The 1,168-nt window shown below is 36.9% G+C and carries 1 pseudogene; it reads left to right on the plus strand.

Annotated features, from left to right (window positions below):
• The first annotated feature begins 109 nt into the window (after nucleotides 1-109).
• A pseudogene (locus DV415_RS10025) lies at nucleotides 110-1,111 on the plus strand (integrase core domain-containing protein).
• Nucleotides 1,112-1,168 lie beyond the last annotated feature (57 nt).

Here is a 1,168-nt window from a genome sequence, read left to right on the forward strand (position 1 = left end):
TGTAGAAGATCAGACTTAATCTGACAAATCATAATAAAAAGTGAGATTTTCCCATTTAGAATATGAGTGTCAAAATCAATCTAAACAAAAAAGGAAACTCTCATGTTTTATTACTTACAACCCTCTCATTAAACACAATACCAGTTTACTTAATTTAACCGAAGCGTTAGGTCACATCTCACAAGCCTGTAAAACTATGGGCATGGGTCATGATACCTTTTATCTCTATCAACAAGCAGCAGAACAACAAGACAGAGTTGAAGCCTTGCTTAATCAGAATCGATGTGTGTCTAATCTGAAAAACCGTGTTGATGAGAAAGTTGAACCAGCCGTGGTATAATTCTCCTCAGATAATCCTGTCTTTGGACAGGTTCGTGTCGGCAATGAATTGCGTAAACAAGGTATTTTTGTTTCAGCTGGAGGCGGGCGTTCCATTTGGTTAAGACACAATCGGGCTAATTTCAAATAAAAATTAACCAAACTTGAGAAGTTGGTTACCGAAAAAGGCATTATCTCAAGTAAATCGTAAGTACAAGTCCTAGAGTGCAAAAAAAAGATGACCTCGCTTGTGAATAAATTGAAACAGCTCACCCTCGTTACCTCGGGGCTCTCAAGATACCTTCTATGTAGGTAACCTCAAAGGCGTAGGACGCATTTACCAGAAAACCTTTATTGATGCTTATAGTAAAGTGGCGTTTTCAAAACTTTATACAATGAAGACTGCAATTACTGCCGCAGATATGCTTAATGATAAGATATTCCCTTTCTTTGAAGACCAAGAATTACCGATGTTACGAATTTTAACTAACCGCGGCAGTGGAAAAGTGGAAAATCACGATGATGAGCTTTATTTAGTGATTAACAATATTGAATACGCAAAACGAAGGTCAAACATCCGCAAACCAATGTCATCTGCGAGCGTTTCCACAAAACAATTTTGCAGGAGTTTTATCAGGTTGCCCTTAGAAAGCGAATTTATACGGATTTAGAGACATTGCAAACAGACTTAGAGGAATGGATGTTATATTATAACCATCATCGTACCCATCAAGGTAAAATGTATTGTGGAAGAACACCGATGGAAACATTATTTGATGAAAAACGCATTTAGGCAGAAAAGAATCTAAGCTCAAATTAATCTGACAGGATCAAATTTTTAAATGGGATA

Source organism: Haemophilus haemolyticus (genome assembly GCF_003490595.1).
Lineage (GTDB): Bacteria > Pseudomonadota > Gammaproteobacteria > Enterobacterales > Pasteurellaceae > Haemophilus > Haemophilus haemolyticus_L.